This is a genomic window from Streptomyces resistomycificus (assembly GCF_001514265.1).
In the GTDB taxonomy this organism is placed as follows: Bacteria; Actinomycetota; Actinomycetes; order Streptomycetales; family Streptomycetaceae; genus Streptomyces; species Streptomyces resistomycificus.
On the sequence record NZ_KQ949006.1, the window covers coordinates 103,140 to 121,591 of the forward strand.

The window sequence follows — 18,452 nt, forward strand, 5'->3', positions numbered from 1 at the left end:
TGGCAAACGGCTGCCGACAAACCAGCGCCGGCATCAGGAGGCCCTCATGGACGGCACCGGCACCCGCACTGGCACCCCCCACGGCACTCCCACCCCCCACTCCGTGATCGTCGTCGGTTCCGGTCCCACCGGCCTTCTCCTGGCCGGCGACCTCGCCACCGCCGGCGTCCCCGTCACCCTCGTCGAGAAGCGCCCCCACCAGGTCGGCAACCTCTCCCGAGCCTTCGTCCTGCACGCCCGCACCCTCGAGCAGCTGGACGCCCGCGGTCTCGCCGACGAACTCGAAGCCGTCGGCCGCCCCCTCGACCGCATGAGCCTCTTCCGCCGGCTCACCGTCGAGCTCGACACCCTGCCCTCCCGCTTCAACCACCTCCTCGTCCTCCCGCAGTACGAGGTGGAGAAGGTGCTGGAGCGGCGGGCCGTCGAGGCGGGCGTCGACTTCCGGTACGAGACCGAGGTGACCGGCCTGGCACAGGACGCGGACGGCGTGACCGTCGAGGTCCGGGCCGGCGGGGGCAGCGGGGACGAGAAGGGCGGGGCGGCCGAGAGGCTGCGCGCCGCGTACGTCGTCGGCGCCGACGGCATGCGCAGCTCCGTGCGGGACGCGGTCGGACTGCCCTTCCCGGGGCGCTCGGTGATCCGTTCCGTCGTACTCGCGGACGTGCGGCTGGCCGAGGAGCCGGACACCCTGCTGACGGTCAACGCCGCCGGCGACGCCTTCGCCTTCCTCGCACCCTTCGGCGACGGCTACTACCGCGTGATCGGCTGGAACCGGGTCCGCGACGTCCCGGACAGCGAGCCCCTGGACCTGGACGAGGTCAAGGAGGTCACCCGGCTCGCCCTCGGCAGCGACTTCGGGATGCACGACGCCCGCTGGATGTCCCGCTTCCACAGCGATGAGCGCCAGGTCCCGGCCTACCGCGTCGGCCGCGTCTTCCTGGCCGGCGACGCCGCGCACGTCCACACCCCGGCCGGCGGCCAGGGCATGAACACCGGCCTCCAGGACGCGGCCAACCTGAGCTGGAAGCTCGCCCAGGTGCTCGGCGGCCACGCGGACCCGGCACTCCTCGGCACCTACCAGACCGAACGGCACCCGGTCGGCAGGTCGGTGCTCCGCAGCAGCGGCGGCATCGTCCGCCTCGCCATGGCCCGGCGTCCCTGGGAGCTGGCGCTGCGGGCGACCGTGGCGACCTTCCTCAACGTCGTCGCCCCGGCCCGCCGCAGGATGGCCGGCAGGCTCACCGGCATCGGCTACCGCTACCCGGCCCCTCGCGGCGCCCACCGTCTCGCCGGCACCCGCGCCCCGGACGCCGCCCTCGCCGCCGGCGGCCGCCTCTACGAGTCCCTGCGCGGCGGACGGTTCGTGCTGATCACTCCCGAGGGGTACGAGGTCCACGGCGCCCGCCGGGGCCGGCTGGCCGTGGAGCGCTGGGCGGGCGACCGCCGTACGACGGTCCTCGTGCGCCCCGACGGATACGTGGCCTGGGCGGCCGACCGCGCCGACCGGGCGACGGTCGAGTCCGCTCTCGCGTCCCGTGTGGGCTGAGCCGGCTCAGGCCCTCTCGGTCCCCGCCAGCAACTCCCGCAGCAGGTGGGACAGCTGCTCGGCCTGCTGGTCGTCCAAGGCGGCCTTCAGGGCCTGTGTCTGGACGGCCAGCCCCGCGCCCACCGCCTCGTCGACCAGCTTCAACCCCTTGTCCGTCAGGGTCACCTGGAGGCCCCTGCGGTCGTGCGGGTCGGGGGAGCGGCGGAGCAGGCCGGCCCGCTCCAGTTTGTCCAGGCGGCCGGTCATGCCGCCGGTGGTGAGCATCAGGGTCGCGGAGAGCTGGCGGGGGGAGAGGGTGTGCGGGGCTCCTGAGCGGCGCAGGGTGGCCAGGACGTCGAACTCGCCGCGGGAGATCCCGAGGGGCGCGTACGCCTCCTCCGTGCGGTCGCTCATCGTGCGCGCGAGCCGGTAGATCCGCCCGAAGACCTCCATGGCGGCGGTGTCGAGGTCGGGCCGCTCCGCGGCCCACTGCTCGATGATCGCGTCGACCGGGTCCCTGTGCTGTGCGCTCATGCGTTGAGTATCCGCTCGTCGGCAGGTCGCCCGCAAGAAAGTAGCTTGACTGTAAGTTGCTTAGCGCTAAGCTAATCAGCGTCAAGTTAACTTCGCAGAAGGGTGCCGTCATGCCACGGCCCGGGACCGTCCTGCTCACCGCCCTCGCCCCGATCTCCTGGGGCACCACCTACGCCGTCACCACCGAGTTCCTGCCGGCCGACCGCCCCCTGTTCACCGGCCTGATGCGCGCCCTGCCCGCCGGACTCGTCCTGCTGGCCCTCGCCCGGGTGCTGCCGCGAGGCGCCTGGTGGGGCAAGGCGACGGTGCTCGGCGCGCTGAACATAGGCGCCTTCTTCCCGCTGCTGTTCCTGTCGGCGTACCGGATGCCGGGCGGGATGGCGGCGGTCGTCGGGTCGGTCGGGCCGCTGTTCGTCGTGGGGCTGTCGGCGGTGCTGCTGGGGCAGCGGCCGACCGCACGCAGTGTGGTCACCGGGTTCGTGGCCGCGGCCGGCGTGAGCCTGGTCGTGCTGAAGGCGGCCGGGGCGCTCGACACGGTGGGTGTGCTGGCGGCGCTCGCCTCGACCGCCTCGATGTCCGCCGGGACCGTGCTGACCAAGCGGTGGGGCCGCCCGAACGGGGTCGGGCCGCTCGCGCTCACCGCCTGGCAGCTGACCGCGGGCGGCCTGCTCATCGCTCCCCTCGCCCTCCTCGTCGAGGGGGCACCGCCCGCGCTGGACGGCCGGGCGGTCGGCGGCTACCTCTACCTGGCCCTCGCGAACACGGCGGTCGCGTACTGGCTCTGGTTCCGCGGCATCGGCGGGCTCTCCGCAACGCAGGTCACCTTCCTCGGCCCACTGTCACCGCTGACCGCCGCGGTGGTCGGCTGGGCGGCGCTCGGGCAGGCACTCACGCCCGTACAACTGGTGGGCATGGCCCTGGCGTTCGGGGCGACGGTCGTGGGACAGCTGGGACCGCGCACGGACGGCGCGTCCGGTGCGTCGTTCCGTTCCCCCGCGGCGACCGCTCGCGAGGATGCGACGGCCCTGGCGGGTCCGGCACCGCGACGGTAGGAACCGCGGCTGCGCGGAGGGCTGTCGACACACAGCCGAGGGGCGCCCGATGTACCACCGGGCGCCCCTCGCCGACGTACGAACGTACGACGTACTACGACTCCTGCTACCTGCTACCTGCTACCTGCTACCTGCTACCCGGCCGCCGCGTCCGCCGCCTGGGCCTTCAGGGCGCGCTCCACGCCCGCCCGGGACTCGGAGACCAGGCGACGCAGCGCCGCGTTGGGCTCCGCCGAGGCCAGCCACTCGTCGGTCTTGCGGAGGGTGTCCTCGGAGACCTGGAGCGACGGGTAGAGGCCGACCGCGATCTGCTGGGCCATCTCGTGCGAACGGGACTCCCAGACGCCCTTGAGGGCCTCGAAGTACCGGTCCGTGTACGGCGCCAGCAGCTCGCGCTGGTCGGTCTGGACGAAGCCTCCGATGACCGCCTCCTGGACGGCGTTCGGGAGCTTGTCGGACTCGACGACCGACGCCCAGGCCTCGGTCTTCGCCTCGTCCGTCGGGCGGGAGGCCCGCGCGGAGGCCGCGTGGCGCTCACCGGCGGCCGTCTTGTCCCGCTCGTACTCGGCGGCGATCTCCGCCTCGTCGAACCGGCCCACGGTCGCCAGCCGCTGCACCAGAGCCCAGCGCAGCTCCGTGTCGACGGCCAGGCCCTCGATCGTCTGCGTGCCCTCCAGCAGCGCGTCGAGCAGGTCCAGCTGCTCCGGCGTCCGCGCGGTCGCGGCGAACGCGCGCGCCCACGCCAGCTGGTGGTCACCGCCCGGCGCGGCCGCCCGCAGGTGGGCGAGCGTCGCGTCGGTCCAGCGGGCCAGCAGGGCCTCGCGCGCGGCCGGGTCGGCGTACAGCTCGATGGCCATCTTCACCTGGCGGTGCAGCGACTGCACGACGCCGATGTCGGACTCCTTGCCGATGCCCGACAGGACCAGGGACAGGTAGTCGCGGGTCGGCAGCTCGGCGTCCCGGGTCATGTCCCACGCCGACGCCCAGCACAGGGCGCGGGGGAGGGAGGACTCGAAGTCGCCGAGGTGCTCGGTCACGAAGGCGAGGGACTGCTCGTCGAGGCGGACCTTCGCGTACGACAGGTCGTCGTCGTTGAGCAGCACCACCGCCGGACGGCGCCTGCCCACCAGCTGCGGCACGGCGGTCAGTTCGCCCTCGACGTCCAGCTCGACGCGCTCGTCGCGCACCAGCTTGCCGCTCTCGTCGTCGAGTTCGTACAGGCCCACGGCGATGCGGTGCGGGCGCAGGGTGGGCTCGCCCTTGGCGCCGGCGGGCAGCGCGGGGGCCTCCTGGCGGATCGCGAAGGACGTGACGACGCCGTCGGCGTCCGTCTCGATCTCCGGGCGCAGGACGTTGATGCCGGCGGTCTCCAGCCACGCCTTCGACCAGGCCTTCAGATCACGCCCCGAGGTCTCCTCCAGGGCGCCCAGCAGGTCCGACAGGCGGGTGTTGCCGAACGCGTGCGCCTTGAAGTACGCCTGCACGCCCGCGAAGAACTCGTCCATGCCGACGTACGCGACGAGCTGCTTCAGTACGGAGGCACCCTTGGCGTAGGTGATGCCGTCGAAGTTGACCAGCACGTCGTCGAGGTCGTTGATCTCGGCCATGATCGGGTGCGTGGACGGCAGCTGGTCCTGGCGGTAGGCCCACGTCTTCATGGAGTTGGCGAAGGTGGTCCAGGAGTGCGGCCACCGGCTGCCCGGCGCGTGGGCCTGGCAGGCGATGGAGGTGTAGGTGGCGAACGACTCGTTCAGCCACAGGTCGTTCCACCACTCCATGGTGACCAGGTCGCCGAACCACATGTGGGCCAGCTCGTGCAGGATCGTCTCGGCGCGCACCTCGTACGCCGCGTCCGTCACCTTCGACCTGAAGACGTACTGGTCGCGGATGGTGACCGCGCCCGCGTTCTCCATCGCGCCCGCGTTGAACTCCGGCACGAACAGCTGGTCGTACTTCTTGAACGGGTACGCGTAGTCGAACTTCTCCTGGAACCAGTCGAAGCCCTGCCGGGTCACCTCGAAGATGGCGTCCGAGTCGAGGTGCTCGGCCAGCGAGGGCCGGCAGTAGATGCCGAGCGGGACGGACTGGCCGTCCTTCTCGTACACGCTGTGCACCGAGTGGTAGGGGCCGACGATCAGCGCGGTGATGTACGTCGAGATGCGCGGCGTCGGCTCGAACTCCCAGACGTTGTCCTTCGCCTCGGGCGTCGGAGAGTTGGAGATGACCGTCCAGCCGTCCGGGGCCTTCACGGTGAACTGGAAGGTGGCCTTGAGGTCGGGCTGCTCGAAGGACGCGAACACGCGGCGGGCGTCCGGCACCTCGAACTGGGTGTAGAGGTAGGCCTGGTTGTCGACGGGGTCGACGAACCGGTGCAGGCCCTCACCGGTGTTGGTGTAGGCGCAGTCGGCGACGACCCGGAGGATGTTGCGGCCCTCCAGTAGTCCCGGCAGCGCGATCCGCGAGTCCGCGAAGAGTTCCGCGGGGTCGAGCTGGTCGCCGTTGAGGGCGATCTCGTGGACGGTCGGGGCGACCAGGTCGATGAAGGACTCCGCGCCGGTTTCGGCGACGTCGAAGCGCACCGTGGTCACGGACCTGTAGGTACCGCCCTCCTGCGCGCCGGAGAGGTCGAGATCGATCTCGTACGAGTCAACGGTGAGCAGCTTCGCCCGCTGCTGCGCCTCTTCGCGAGTCAGGTTTGTGCCAGGCACGCGGTCATCTCCTCGATATGTGTGGGTTGCGCCATCCTTCCACGGGCCCGCACCGAACGCGATGTCCGTTTCCCGCCGGTGAGCGGGGTGGACGCGCGCGAGTCTGGGGACATGACGACGTACACCGCACGGCCCATCGGTCAGGTGGCCCTGAAGGAGCTGCGCTCTGCTGACGACCGGGGGCGCGAGATCGTTCCCGTGACCGACGAGGAGGGCGGCGCCCCGCTCCGCTGCTGTCTGCGCCGCAGCGCCCCGGGGGAGCGGATCGCCCTGGTCTCCTACGCCCCGCTGCGCCGCTGGGCGAGGGAGACGGGCGTCGATCCGGGGGCGTACGACGAGCAGGGGCCGGTGTTCGTGCACGCGGAGGACTGCGCGGGCCCGGCCGACGACCGGCTTCCCTTCACCGACGCCCACCGCACGGTCCGCAGGTACTCGGCCGACGGACGGATCCTGGGCGGGCGGCTGGTCGAGGAGCCGGACGGGTTCGGTGACGCCTTCCGGGAGGCCTTCGACGACCCGGCCGTGGCACTCGTCCACGTCCGGGCCGTCGAGTACGGCTGCTTCCTCTACGAGGTGCGCAGGGACTGAGTACAGGGACGCGCCGGCGGGCGTGCGGTGATCTGGACCTCCGTGTCACCGGGCTTCTACTCTGCCGTTCACGATCCGCCGGCGAGTGCGGTGGGAACCGCCCGCGGCGAGACGGCTGCCGCGGCGCAGTCGGCGGCCGCGAGGAGGCTCGGGTGGACGAGATCAGCCACATCCTGACGGGAACGGTCGTCCGGTCCGTCGGCAGGGCCGTGGACATGGGGGTCGTCGAGTTCGAGGGCTCCGGGGGCGAGACGGTCATGGCCCATCTGCAGTGCCCGTTCCGGATGCTGCACGACGGAAAGATCGTCCTGGGATCCGCGGACATGCGGTACGCGCAGAAGGGCGCGGGAGAGCGGGCCTTCGACGAGTTCCGCATGATCTTCGATGCCCGCACGGCCAAGCTCAACACGATCCTCGCCGAGCTGCGACCCCGCGTCGAGGACGTGCGTGTCGGCGAGGGCGGTGAGCTCACCGTGAGCTGGGCGCCCGGGTTCCGGCTCACGGCGTTCCCCGACTGCTCCGGCGCGATGGAGGCCTGGCGGGTCCTGGTCCGCGGCGGTGCCCATCACGGGTTCCCGCCGGGCACCGTCTGACATGACATGACATGACATGACATGGTCCGGCCCCCTGCTCCGAAGCCTACGGAGCAGGGGGCCGGACCTCGTCCACGGCGTCAGCCCTTGAGCTCGGCCGCCACCAGCTCCGCGATCTGCACCGCGTTCAGCGCGGCGCCCTTGCGGAGGTTGTCGTTGGAGACGAAGAAGGCGAGACCGTTGTCGACGGTCTCGTCCGTGCGGATGCGGCCCACGAAGGAGGGGTCCTGGCCGGCCGCCTGGAGCGGGGTCGGGACCTCGGTGACGGCGACGCCGGGGGCGCCGCCCAGGAGCTCCTTGGCGCGCTCGACGCTGATCGGACGGGCGAAGCGGGCGTTGACCTGGAGAGAGTGGCCCGAGAAGACGGGGACCCGCACGCAGGTGCCGGAGACCTTCAGCTCGGGGATCTCCAGGATCTTGCGGGACTCGTGCCGCAGCTTCTGCTCCTCGTCGGTCTCGTTCAGACCGTCGTCGACGATCGAACCGGCCATCGGGAGCACGTTGTACGCGATCGGCGCCACGTACTTGTTCGGCGCGGGGAACTCCGCCGCCGAACCGTCGTGCGTCAGCTTCGGCGCGTCCTCGCCGACCTTCTTGACCTGCTCGAACAGCTCGTCCACGCCGGCCAGCCCGGAGCCGGACACCGCCTGGTAGGTGGCGACGACCAGCGCCTGAAGGCCCGCCTCGGCGTGCAGCGGCTTCAGGACCGGCATCGCGGCCATCGTGGTGCAGTTCGGGTTGGCGATGATGCCCTTGGGGCGGTTGGCGATCGCGTGCGGGTTCACCTCGGACACGACCAGCGGCACGTCGGGGTCGCGGCGCCACGCCGACGAGTTGTCGATCACCACGGGGCCCTGGGAGGCGACCTTCTCGGCCAGCGCCTTGGAGGTCGAGCCGCCCGCGGAGAACAGCACGATGTCCAGGCCGGTGTAGTCGGCGGTGGTCGCGTCCTCCACCGTCACGCCGTCCAGCACCGTCCCCGCCGAGCGGGCCGAGGCGAACAGGCGCAGCTCCGTCACCGGGAAGTCGCGCTCCGTGAGAATCCTGCGCATGACCGTGCCGACCTGACCGGTGGCTCCGACGATTCCGACCCTCACGACGACTCCTTCTGCGTGCTCTCTGCGTGACGTACATGTGCCTGATGCATGGCTGAGGTGTTTCCATCATGCGGTCAGTCCCGGTCCGCGTGTCCACTTCTTTGGGCGGCGTGCCCGAGGAATGGGACGCGTCCGGCCCCAGGTCCGGCTCCGGTTCTCCCTGCCGGACCCCGCTGAGCTGCAGAAATTCGTCCGGCAGCGGCCCTGTGCCGCAAGCTGTACTGCCCCACCCCTGCCCGCCGTGTCCCGCCGCACGCGGAGGTGTGACGTACGCCTCTGCGGTGCGGCGGGAAAAGAGGCCGAACGTTTCGGCCCCCGACGGCGTCATAGAGGAAACGCGGCGAGAAGAGGGGGCGCTGTGCTGCGCAGAAAGTCCCGCCGCGGCCAGGGGGACGGCACACACGACGTGCTGGACGACCCGCTGGACGCGGCCCAGGAACGCCGGGTGCGGGCGGTGCTCGCGCTCGGGGGAGTGCCGCAGGCGGACCTGCCGGACGGGGTGCAGCAGGTCCGTCTGCGGCTGCTGGAACGCGCGGCCCGGGGGGACGAGGCGCCGCGTGACGTGTCGGCCTGGGCGGCGGTCGTCGCCTCCAACCTGGCGATGGACTGGCACCGGGCCAAGCGCCGCCAGGAGCGCGTCGGTGAACGCCTCGCCTCCCTGCGCCAGCTGGAACACCCCTCGGGCGAGGACACCAGCGTGCTCTCCCTGGCCGTGGCCCAGGGCCTGGACGAACTGCCCGACGCCCAGCGCCAGGTGCTCGTCCTGCGTTTCTACGCCGACCTCCCGGTGAGCGGCATCGCCGAGGAACTAGGCATCCCCGAGGGCACGGTGAAGAGCCGGCTGCACACGGCGGTACGGGCCCTGCGTGCCCGCCTGCACGAGGACGAGGTGGTGTGACGTGACCGCCGAACACGACGGACGCGCCGGCGCGGACGCGCTGATGGCCGCGATCACCGACGAACCGCTGCCGGACACCGCCCGCGCCGACCCGGCCTTCCTGGCCGAACACCGCTCGGCCCAGGCCGATCTCGCCCTGCTGCGCGAGCAGCTGGGCCTCATCGGGCACGCCCTCGCCGAACCGCCCGCGGCCCCCCGACCGGCGCCCGTTCGCCCGTCCCGGAGCCCGTCCCGGACCCCGGCCCGGCGCCGGGCCTTCAACCTGGCCTTCGGAGCCTTGGCGGTGACCGCCGCCGCGGCCGTGCTGTCGGGCATGGGCTGGCTGCTGTCCCAGGCCCCGAGCGGAGCCGGCGCCGGCGCGGACAGCGGGGCCGCCAAGCAGGAGTCCGGCGGTGTCCGCTTCGGCAGCCCCCGCTACCTGGCCTGCGCCCGCACGGTGGCCGAGGGGACCGTCCTGCGCGCCGAGGAACTGCCTGACGGGGAGCTGCTGCGAGTCACCGTGCGCGTGACCCGCTACTACAAGCCGGCCGAGGGCGAGGACGAACTGACCTACGTGATCAGCCGGTACGTGATGTCCCGTCTGCCCGCGAAGGGCGACCGGGTGCTGTTCGGGGCCTGGCACGACGCGGCCACACCCGACTCCTGGGTCCTGGGGGAGCGGGCGGTGGCCCGCGAGCGGGCCTGGATCACCGCCTCGCTCCCGGAGTCCCGCGGGCTGACCTGCTCATGAGAAAGGGCGGGCGCCCGTCACCTGACGACGAACGCCCGCCCCCACAGCCGCAGTGACTACGGCGTGACCTTCTCGATCTTCACGCTGCCCAGGCCCGCGACCGTGCCGCGCGCGTTGACCAGCTGGACCTGGCCGAAGAACTCACGGCCCTCCGGGGCGGCCGCGGCGGCGGTGACGCTGCCGGAGACCGTCGTGGAGTCGCCGGTGCCGAGCTTCACCGGCGCCGAGCCGTCGACGGCGACGGAACCGAGCGCGGCGGAGAAGAACACGTCCTGGTAGTCGTACGCGGTGCTGCCGGCCGGGATCGCGTAGCCGATGACCTCGATGGTGTACGTGCCGGGGGCCGGGTCGGCCACCGAGACGGACTCCTCCGAGTCGCCGTCGGCGGAGCTGCCGGCTTCCGCGCCCGCCGCGTCGTACACGACGAGGTCGAGGTCGGCGGCGGCGTCGGAGACGTTGCCGATCGCGACGTCCAGGGACTTGGCGCCCTCGGGCACCGTGACCGTGGTGGTCGCGGTCTCGCCCTCGGCGATCGTCGGGCGGGCCGACTTGGCCGAGCCGAGCGGGCCGCCGACCAGCTTGCCGTCGACGGCGGCGAGCTTGTTCGTCACCTTCCAGGAGGCGGCGGCCGGCGTGCCGACCTTGGCCTCGGGCACGGTCACGGTCTCCGGGTCGAAGACCGCGCCGAGGACGGCGACGTCCAGCTTGTACGGGTTGTCGAGCAGCGGCGACGTACGGCGCGACTCGACCTCGATCTCCCAGACACCCGGCACCGGGTCGGCGTACGAACGCACGTCGGGCCTGCAGCCGTTGCCGTCGAGGTAGTTGTTGTAGCAGTTCGGGGTGCCGGTGTTGTCGACCGGGACGCCGTAGGGGTGGATGGCGATGAACCGGGTCTGGCTCTGGCCCTTCAGCCCGCCGATCGCGACCTCGAGGGACTTGGCGCCCTCGGGCACGGTCACGAAGTACGACTGGGTGCTGTTGCGCTGGACCGTGTTCGACGCCGAGAAGGTGTGGTTCACGGGTGCGGAGACCACGACCGTGGTCATGACCTGCTTGTCGATGCCCTCGGTCTTCGGGTCGTCGACCTCGAGGATCGCGCTCTTGAGACCGGCGGACTTCGGCGCGGCCTGGACCTTGACGGTGACCGGCTGGTTCAGCGGCAGCTTCACCTCGTCGGAGCCGACGATCTTGAAGGTGTTCGCCGCGTTGTTCTCGAAGTACAGCTCGTGGCGGACCGGCTTGTCGGCACCGGACGTACGGGTGATCGTGACGTCGTACGTCTTCTTCTTGCCGGCCTTGAGGCCGCCCTCACGGTCGTACAGGCCCGTGCCGAAGCCCGGGGTCTTCAGGAACTGGTCGACCGCGGTGTCGACCGGCGCCTTCACCGTGTAGTCGTGCGCGGTGGCGCCGTCGAGGATCGAGTCCCAGGCGTCCGGGATGTTGATGAGGCCGACACCCTCCTCGTACGCCTGCGTCCCCTTGATGTGGTCGGCGGTCGAGGTCAGCGCGGTGCGCAGGGCGGCGGGCTTCAGCTCGAAACCCTTGGCCTTGGCGGCGGACAGCAGCAGCGCGGAGGCACCGGCGGCCTGCGGGGACGCCATCGAGGTGCCCTGCAGCATGCCGTAGCCGGCCGGCAGGGTGTAGCCCGCCTCGGCGACCGGGGCGCCCGGCAGCCAGGTCTGGATGGTGTTGATCGCGGCACCCGGGGCGACCAGGGTGGGCGTGAACCCGCCGTCCTCACGCGGACCGCGCGAGGAGAACGGCATCATGGCGTACTTCTTCTCCACGGCCGAGCCGTAGTTGGCGGCCCAGGTCTCCTTGGAGATGGACGCGCCGACCGAGATGACCTTGTCGGCCAGACCGGGGTCGCCGATCGTGTTGGCACCGGGGCCGGAGTTGCCGGCCGAGATCACCAGCTGGACGCCGTAGGTGTCGATGAGGCGCGTGTACAGCTCGGCGCGCGCGTTGTTGCCGTCGTTCAGCGCGGGCAGACCGCCGATCGACATGTTGACGATGTCGACACCGCGGTTGGCGACGAGGTCGATCATGCCCTCGGTGAGGGCGACGTTGGTGCAGCCGCCGGTCCAGGTGCAGGCACGGGAGGAGACGATCTTCGCGCCGGGCGCGGCACCGTCCATCCGGCCGCCGAAGAGGCCGTTGGCCGCGGTGATACCGGCGACGTGCGTGCCGTGCTCGGACTCGATGACGCCGATGTTGACGAAGTCGGTCTTCGCGCCGGCGGCGTTGTAGACGACGTCCTTGCGGATCTCGACGACGAACGGCTGCCGTTCGGCGACGTCGGTCGCCGGGTTGTCGGTGCCGAACCAGCCGATCTGGAAGCCGTCCTTGTACGGCTTCATCGGGGTGTCGTCACCGAAGTCGTTGTTGTTGTTCAGGTCGACCCGGACGGTGCCGTTCGCCTTGTCGTACAGCACACCCCACACGTCGGTGGTGTCGCCGTCGCGGTTCGCGTCGCCCTTGGCGTCGCCGCCCGTGGTGGCGGACTCGCGGAACACGTTGATCTCGTACGACCCGGCGGGCGCCGTCCAGCTCTGGCCGCCGTAGGTGAAGGTGGGGCCGGCCACCGCGGTCAGCATCGCGCGCCAGGTGGCGTCACCGTCGGCGACCGGGTCGGTCGCCGTCACCCAGTCGACGATCTTGCGCTCGCCGGTGGTGGTCTTCTGCAGCGCCGGGTGGGAGAGGTCCACGCCCGAGTCCAGGACACCGATGGTGACGCCCCGGCCGTCCGCCTTCGGGTGGTCCTCCACGAAGTCGACGGCGCCCGTCTCGAAGGACGGGTTGTACGGGTTCTCGGCGGGGGTCCGCTTGTTCGGCGCGGCGGCGGCGGCGGTGGTGCCCTTGCCCGCGGCGCCCTTGACGGTGTCGGCGCTCGGCGTCGGGTCGTCCAGCGGGATGTCCTGGCGCAGGTCGATGCCGTGCACGGAGGACAGCTTCGCGGCGGCGGCGATGGCCGAGTCCGCCTTGCCGGTGGGAACCGTGGCGCGGACGTAGCCGAGCTTGTCGTAGGTACGGCCGACCAGGCCGCCCTTGACCGAGTCGAGCTGCTCGGCGACCGTCTCGGTCTGCCCGGGCGCGGTGGCCACCATCATCGTGACGGTCTTGTCGCCGGCGGCCTTCGCCTCGGCGAGCAGGTCCGCGTCGTCGGAACCGAGCTTGTCGTGGGCGGACTTCACGCCCGGGTCGGCTGCGACGGGTGCGTCGTCCGCGGCGAGGGCCATGGGTAGCGGCCCCGCCGCGGAGAGTGCGGCCACCAGACCGGCGGCCACGGCTATCCGCGCCGCGCGTCTCGCTCCCGGTATCGGTTCACGGTCGCGCTGGGGGGTGAGGGTCATCGGCATCCCTTGTAGGTAAAGGAACGAGCGGGTTGCGGCCGGGTCGATCGGTCCTGACCGCGGTGGCCCGGAATGCGATCCCGGACGATCGCACAGCTTTACTCATGGGAAGGATGTTTAGGGAGAGTTGACCGAATCGATATGGACGGATGGGGAAAACCCCCGATGCCCTTTGAGGAGATGCGCGGCGAAAGGGGCGAAACGGCTCGGGTCGGGGTTCAGCCCTTCCTCAGCAGCAGCTCCGTGTTGCGGTCCTTCGACTCCCCGGCCAGGTCCGTCCGGGCGCCGGGGGCGTTGAAGGACAGTTCGCGGTAGAGGGCGGCCAGACCGGTCTGGGAGAGGTCGGCGAAGTCGGTGCGGTGCGGGGCCGTGGACTCGACGCAGGTGGTGAAGAGCGAGAGGGTGCCGTCCTTGTTGTCCACCAGCTCGATGACGCGGGCGAGCTGCGGGTAGTCGACGTGGGAGGCGGTGGAGATCTCCCAGAAGGAGCGGCCGTCGGGGGCGGAGTGCGGGGTGATGTCGTTGCGGTGGATGTGCCCGTTCACCCAGGCCAGGACGTTGGCGTGGCTGCCGAGGAGAGCGACGACCTCCTTGCCGTTGTGCCGCCGCTCGCCGGGCCGGGCCGGGTCGGGACGGGTGTTGGTCATGCTCTTGCTGGTGTGGTGGCTGAAGACGACCGCGTACGAGTCCTTGTTGTCGCGCAGCGTCCTGTCCAGCCACCTCAGCTGGGCCGTCCCGATGGAGCCGTTGTAGTGGCCGCCGGGGTCGGTGGTGTCGAGGCTGATGCCGATGACGTCGTCGGCGATGCGGAAGCTGTAGTACTGGGTGCCCGCGTCGACGTTCGCCGAGGAGTAGCCGTGCCCTACCGGGCCGACACCCCGGTAGGCGGGGTCGAGGTGGGCCTTGAGGTAGTCGGTGGCCGTGTAGGGGGCGCGCTTCTCGTCCGGCGTGACCGAGCGCATGTCCCGGGTGTGCGCCTTGAGCAGGTCGCGGAACGCCGTCCCCTTCGGGTCCTTGCCGTTCGTGATGGCGTCCTGGAGCTTCTTCGCCTCCGACGCGGACAGGCTCATCAGTTTCTTGCCGCCGACGGCGTACTCGGCGAGCCAGGAGTCGCCGTGGCCGTAGCAGCCCAGCGGCATGGCGTCGTGGTTGCCGACCGTGGAGTACCAGGGCAGGTTGAGGCCCGGGCTGTTCAACTCCCGTACGGCCGCCGTCAGGAAGCCCTCCAGGTGCGGGAAGCCGAGCTGCTTGTCGGCGTCGCGCACGCTCGCGTCGGGCTGCCAGTACTGCTTGAGACCACTGTTCTGGACGCCCTCGTAGCGGCGCGGGTCACCGGAGTTGGGGGTGATCCGGCCGCCGCTCATGACGGTCAGAAACCACTCCAGCTCGGTCCTGGCGTTGTTGTCCGTGTTGTCGCCGGTCGTCATGGCGAAGTGCAGCGGGGCGCCGGTGACGGGGGCCCCGCGCAGCGCGTTGACCCGCTCCACCAGCGAGACCGCGCCGTGCACCGTCAGCGCCTCGTGCGGCCGCCAGGCGTGCACGTCCGTCGAGCGCAGGTACTCCAGGCGCATCGGGTGCTGGGCGTCGATCAGGTGCATGTCGGTGAGCTGCACGAACGCGGCGAGGGTGGTCCGGCGTCCGGCCCGGCCGGTCTTCGGCGCGGCGAGCTCGCCACGGACCCGCCGCTTCCAGCCCGGGCCGTCCCCCAGACGCCGGTAGCCGGAGCTGGTCCGCGGGGTGGCGACGGAGGAGAGGGTGGTGCCGCGGGTGTACGGCGCCAGGGGCGCGGCCGGCGCCCGACGGGACTGGGCGACGGGCGCCCCGGCGGCCTCGGTGCCGGTGCCGGTGGCGGCCCGGCTGTCGGTGGGCCGCAGGGCGTAGCCGACGCCCGCGGAGACGGTCACGGCCGCTGCGGCGGCGAGGGCGGAACGGCGGTTGATCTCCAGCGTGGAGCCGGCGACAGAGCGTGTGCGCGGCATGGCGCGATCTCCCCGGGTGACGAACGCGTCGACAGTGGTCGCGGGGGTTCACCGCCGGTCGCAGCCGCGAACTTCCCGCTCACTTCGGATCGTTGGCACCGGGGATGACCTGTGCGTGAACGAGACGGCAACGCGCAACGCCGATCACCGTACGTCGATCTTGGACTACCCTGCGCGCCCACGGGCGCTCCCCGGACGGCCGGGGAGCGGTCACGCGGTGTTCATCTCCGCGGGCAGGAGGGGTGTTCCGGGGCCCCTCGGGCGGTGGCGCGGCCGAGCGGGTCGGAGGGTGCGGTCAGGCCGGCTCCCGGCCCTCCGCCGCCCGCCCCGACGGCGGCCGCTCCCGCCACAGCCGCAGCCCGATGTCGACGAGGCCCACCCGGTTCAGGCCTGGCACGGCGTCCAGGTCGTGCCAGGCGGCCATGTCCGTGGAGCCGCCGACCTCGTAGCACAGCTCACCGCCGGTGATCCGGGCCTCGTAGACCAGGCGGACGCCGTGGCGGTCGAGCGCGCGGCCGAGGCGGCGGGGGAAGGCGCGGCGGCTGGAGTGGACGCCGAGCAGGGCGGTGACCTCGGCGCGGTAGCCGGTCTCCTCGGCCAGCTCCCGCAGGACGGTGTCGTGGGGGTCCTCGCCGTGCTCCATGCCGCCGCCGGGCAGCACCCACTCCGGCGGGCCGCCGTCCGGCGCGGGGGAGCGGGAGAGCAGGAGCTGTCCGTCGCGGACGCATACGGCGTAGGCCGCCACCCTCAACCTTCTTCGCACCCACGGACGTTAACGCAGCGAACGAAGAAGGGCCGAAACCCGCTCAACCGACCTAAGGCACCTCAACCCCGGCGGCCCCTGCCGGGTCTGTCCCCGCGACCCCGCTCGACGACCTGACGACGAGCGGACAGGCGCGACGACGACAACGACAACGGGGAGCAGGACATGACCGTACGGACGACCTTCGTGGCGGTGACCGCCGTGGCACTCACGGCGGCCCTGGCGGCGCCCGCCATCGCGGCGGCGCCCAACGGGAGCGGCAGCCGGCACGACGCGACCCGCGAGGCGATCCAGGCCGCGGTGGCGGACGGCGTGCCCGGCGTGACGGCGACGGCGAGGGACTCCCACGGGCCCTGGTCGGCGACGGCCGGCGTGGGGGACCTCAAGACGCAGAAGCCGCGTTCACCGCACGACCGTTACCGGGTCGGCAGCATCACCAAGACCTTCGTCGCCACGGTGCTGCTCCAACTGGAGGCGGAGGGGCGTCTGTCGCTGGACGACAAGGTGGACACGTGGCTGCCGGGCCTGGTCCGGGGCAACGGCCACGACGGCAGGAGGATCACCCTGCGCCAACTCCTCAACCACACCAGCGGGATCTTCAACTACACGGACGACGAGACCTTCGTCCGCACGCACTTCCTCAAGGAAGGTTTCTTCGAGCACCGTTACGACCGCAAGAAGCCCGAGGAACTCGTCGCGATCGCCATGTCCCACAAGCCCGACTTCGCGCCGGGCACGTCCTGGAACTACTCCAACACCAACTACACCCTGGCCGCGCTGGTGATCGAGAGCGTCACGGACCGCCCGTACGGCGCGGCGGTCCGCGACCGTGTCATCGAGCCCCTGCACCTGCGCGCCACGTCGGTGCCCGGCACGAGGTCCACCCTTCCGCGGCCCAGCAGCCGCGCCTACGGCAAGCTGGCCCGGACGACGACCGGTCCGACGTACGACGTCACGGAACTGAACCCGTCCCTGGCCTTCGGATCCGGGGACATGATCTCCAACTCCGGCGACCTGAACCGCTTCTACACGGCCCTGCTCCGCGGCCGCCTCCTGCCGGCCGAGCAACTGAAGGAGATGAAGACCACGGTGGCCGTCGACGTCATCCCTGACGCCGGGTACGGCCTCGGCCTCATCGACCGCGAGCTGAGCTGCGGCGTCCACGTCTGGGGCCACGGCGGCGGCATCCACGGCTCCTCGTCGGAGGCCGTGACCACGGCCGACGGCCGCCACTCCCTCGCCCTCAACTTCAACGGCGACTGGACGGGCGACAGCGACGCGGTGATCGAGGCGGAGTACTGCGGCAAGTAGCGGAAGACGGCACGAGGAGGGGCCGCCGGGTGCGTGCGCCCGCGGCCCCTCCTCTCCCCTCCTGATTCCGCCCCGGTCCGTCACTACCGGGGCAGCACCACGACATACGCGGCGGGATCGCGGTCGCCGGACGCCATCAGCGCCGTGCGGACCACCGCCGCCTGCTGCTCCCTCGCGTCGCGCAGCTTCTTGGGCGTGATGTGGACGACCGTGATGCCGAGCCGCTCCAGGTGCTCGCGCTTGCGGGCGTATTCGGACCACAGGGCGTCGTCGTCCTGGCGCGGGGCGCGGGTGTCGAGCTCGACCGCCACCGCCTGCTCCGGCCAGTAGGCGTCCAGGCCGCCCAGGTGCGGACCGCCCGGCAGGCGCAGGTCCACGTTCCAGACCGGGTCGGGGAGGCCGTACTCGTGGACCATCGCGTACAGGCGGCCCTCCGCGATCGACCTGCCCTCCGCCAGCAACGAGTCCACCGCGTCCACCACGTGCGGCCGGCTCAGCAGCTTGGCGTTGTTCAACTCCCGTACGACCGCCGCGGGTTCGCAGTGACCGGCGCGTACCGCCTCCGTCAGCAGCCGGCGTACGGCCCCCGCGTCGGTCAGTTCGGTCACCGCGTCGGCCAGGGCGCGCGGGACCGGGGCGACCGGGACGCCGGTGACCATCTGCGGGGTCGGCAGGGCGGCGCTGCGGACGATGTGGGCGCAGCCCGTCGTGCGCAGCCGGCGCAGGCGCGGGACCAGGACGTCGATCCGGTCCAGGGCGGTGAGCGGGGGCGTCGTGGAGAAGCCGTACAGGGTCAGCGCCGCCAGGCCCGTGATCATCGCCTCCGCGTACATCGGCCGCCGGTGCGGGTCCTCCGCGCCGGGCTGGCTCGGGACGCCGGTCGCCGCCCGCTCCTTCGCCGCGTACATCAGCACCGCGTGCAGCCGCTCCTCGCTGGTCGGCGGGCCGGGGTGGAGCAGGACGACGCCGGGGAGGAACTGCTGCCAGGGGCCACCGGGGCGGCACTGCTCGTTCGTCTCGGCCGACGAGACGCCGTGCGCACGCAGCTGCGCGGCCGTCAGGACGCGGCGGTGGACCTCGGAGAGGTGGAGCACGGGGCGGGGGGAGAGCGGCGGGACCGGGGGGAGCGGGGCGTTGTGGTTCATGGCGGGGAGTTTCCCGCCATCCGGCGCCGCTGTAACCGCTGTTACACGCCTGTCGACAAATACGGACAAGGCGGCACTAAAGGACGGGTGTTCGGATGCCGAGTAGGTAGGGAAAACCCCTGGTCCATTCGGGTGGGGCCAGGGGTTACGGCTCCTATTGCCCGCATTCCGTA

General features: G+C 71.7%; 14 protein-coding genes. 7 read left to right on the forward strand and 7 right to left on the reverse strand.

Going from position 1 to position 18,452, the window contains the following annotated elements; all coding sequences use genetic code 11:
- Positions 1 to 46 precede the first annotated feature (46 nt).
- Entirely contained in the window at positions 47 to 1,546 is a 1,500-nt protein-coding gene (locus AQJ84_RS37960) for an FAD-dependent monooxygenase (RefSeq protein ID WP_053192344.1), read from the forward strand.
- Positions 1,547 to 1,552: 6 nt separating this feature from the next.
- Here AQJ84_RS37960 and AQJ84_RS37965 read toward each other — a convergent pair whose 3' ends face one another.
- Positions 1,553 to 2,059: a MarR family winged helix-turn-helix transcriptional regulator gene (locus AQJ84_RS37965; RefSeq protein WP_030044349.1), complete on the reverse strand. Its 507-nt coding sequence runs from the start codon at positions 2,057 to 2,059 to the stop codon at positions 1,553 to 1,555.
- A 110-nt stretch (positions 2,060 to 2,169) separates the two neighbouring features.
- On the opposite strand from AQJ84_RS37965, the gene AQJ84_RS37970 reads away from it, so the two are divergent.
- Entirely contained in the window at positions 2,170 to 3,111 is a 942-nt protein-coding gene (locus AQJ84_RS37970; protein WP_037804380.1) for an EamA family transporter, read from the forward strand.
- A 134-nt stretch (positions 3,112 to 3,245) separates the two neighbouring features.
- On the opposite strand, the gene pepN is transcribed toward AQJ84_RS37970, so the two are convergent.
- Positions 3,246 to 5,819, reverse strand: a complete 2,574-nt coding sequence (gene pepN / locus AQJ84_RS37975) for an aminopeptidase N (protein ID WP_030044351.1) — start codon at positions 5,817 to 5,819, stop codon at positions 3,246 to 3,248.
- 111 nt (positions 5,820 to 5,930) lie between these two features.
- Between pepN and AQJ84_RS37980 the strand changes: the two genes are divergently transcribed.
- Positions 5,931 to 6,407 carry a DUF1203 domain-containing protein gene (locus AQJ84_RS37980; protein ID WP_030044352.1) on the forward strand — a complete coding sequence of 159 codons (477 nt, stop codon included), beginning with the start codon at positions 5,931 to 5,933 and terminating at the stop codon, positions 6,405 to 6,407.
- Between the two features lie 152 nt (positions 6,408 to 6,559).
- A complete protein-coding gene (locus tag AQJ84_RS37985) occupies positions 6,560 to 7,000 on the forward strand; it encodes a hypothetical protein (RefSeq protein ID WP_030044353.1) in 441 nt (146 codons plus the stop codon).
- Between the two features lie 80 nt (positions 7,001 to 7,080).
- On the opposite strand, the gene AQJ84_RS37990 is transcribed toward AQJ84_RS37985, so the two are convergent.
- Positions 7,081 to 8,097, reverse strand: a complete 1,017-nt coding sequence (locus AQJ84_RS37990) for an aspartate-semialdehyde dehydrogenase (protein WP_030044354.1) — start codon at positions 8,095 to 8,097, stop codon at positions 7,081 to 7,083.
- Between the two features lie 358 nt (positions 8,098 to 8,455).
- Between AQJ84_RS37990 and AQJ84_RS37995 the strand changes: the two genes are divergently transcribed.
- Positions 8,456 to 8,995: an RNA polymerase sigma factor gene (locus AQJ84_RS37995; protein WP_030044355.1), complete on the forward strand. Its 540-nt coding sequence runs from the start codon at positions 8,456 to 8,458 to the stop codon at positions 8,993 to 8,995.
- Position 8,996: 1 nt separating this feature from the next.
- Positions 8,997 to 9,725, forward strand: coding sequence for a hypothetical protein (locus AQJ84_RS38000; protein ID WP_030044356.1), 729 nt, complete (start codon positions 8,997 to 8,999; stop codon positions 9,723 to 9,725).
- 56 nt (positions 9,726 to 9,781) lie between these two features.
- Here the strand turns inward: AQJ84_RS38000 and AQJ84_RS38005 are convergent, their stop codons facing one another.
- From AQJ84_RS38005 to AQJ84_RS38015, 3 genes are all read right to left on the reverse strand, one after another.
- Positions 9,782 to 13,081, reverse strand: coding sequence for a S8 family serine peptidase (locus AQJ84_RS38005; protein ID WP_053192342.1), 3,300 nt, complete (start codon positions 13,079 to 13,081; stop codon positions 9,782 to 9,784).
- Positions 13,082 to 13,299: 218 nt separating this feature from the next.
- Positions 13,300 to 15,060: a TIGR03767 family metallophosphoesterase gene (locus AQJ84_RS38010; protein ID WP_030044360.1), complete on the reverse strand. Its 1,761-nt coding sequence runs from the start codon at positions 15,058 to 15,060 to the stop codon at positions 13,300 to 13,302.
- 295 nt (positions 15,061 to 15,355) lie between these two features.
- On the reverse strand, positions 15,356 to 15,823 hold the full coding sequence (locus AQJ84_RS38015) for an NUDIX hydrolase (protein ID WP_198536367.1): 468 nt from the start codon (positions 15,821 to 15,823) through the stop codon (positions 15,356 to 15,358).
- 165 nt (positions 15,824 to 15,988) lie between these two features.
- Between AQJ84_RS38015 and AQJ84_RS38020 the strand changes: the two genes are divergently transcribed.
- Positions 15,989 to 17,134: a serine hydrolase domain-containing protein gene (locus AQJ84_RS38020; RefSeq protein WP_198536366.1), complete on the forward strand. Its 1,146-nt coding sequence runs from the start codon at positions 15,989 to 15,991 to the stop codon at positions 17,132 to 17,134.
- An 83-nt stretch (positions 17,135 to 17,217) separates the two neighbouring features.
- Here AQJ84_RS38020 and AQJ84_RS38025 read toward each other — a convergent pair whose 3' ends face one another.
- Entirely contained in the window at positions 17,218 to 18,279 is a 1,062-nt protein-coding gene (locus AQJ84_RS38025; protein WP_030044363.1) for a serine/threonine-protein kinase, read from the reverse strand.
- Between the last annotated feature and the right edge of the window lie 173 nt (positions 18,280 to 18,452).